Origin of the sequence: Pantoea sp. ANP04, from assembly GCF_041982285.1 — a bacterium.
Lineage (GTDB): Bacteria > Pseudomonadota > Gammaproteobacteria > Enterobacterales > Enterobacteriaceae > Pantoea > Pantoea eucalypti.
In genome coordinates this window covers 1-534 of the sequence record NZ_JAUTYS010000160.1, presented here as the reverse complement: position 1 = coordinate 534, position 534 = coordinate 1, and the positions used below count along the sequence as shown (strand labels likewise).

Annotated in this window: 1 pseudogene; it reads right to left on the bottom strand. The window is 62.7% G+C overall.

The annotated features are described in order from the left end of the window. Window positions 1-506, bottom strand: a pseudogene (locus Q7C21_RS22880) (3-oxoadipyl-CoA thiolase); the annotation flags it as partial. Between the last annotated feature and the right edge of the window lie 28 nt (window positions 507-534).

Here is a 534-nt window from a genome sequence, read left to right as displayed (position 1 = left end):
AGGGACTGCGCGGCAAAGGCTTCGTTGAGCTCAACTACGGAAATATCGGTCCATTTCAGACCGGCCTTGGCCAATGCCTTATTTGCTGCCTCTACCGGGGCAAAGCCGAAGAACTGTGGATCCAAGGCAAAAGAAGCGTTGGAGACGATGCGCGCCAACGGCGCTGCGCCCAGTAGCTCGCCGCCGCGGGCGGACCCGATGAAGGCTGCCGAGGCGCCGTCATTCATTGGCGAGGCGTTGCCCGCGGTGACCGTGGCATTCTCGCCGGTGCGGAACACCGTGCGTAGCTTGGACAGGGATTCTGCGGTGGAATCCGCGCGAATGGTCTCATCGCGGGTCTGCGCGGTTCCAGGTTTGTTCGGGGGGGGAACCGACACGACGAGGTTGTCATACTTACCGGCGTCCCATGCGGCCGCTGCCTGCTGGTGGGACAGGGCCGAGAATGCGTCCTGGTCTTCACGGGAGATGTTGTGCTTTTCGCGCAACTGTTCGGTGGCTTCACCCAAGGACACGGTCCACTCACCGGGCATGGCC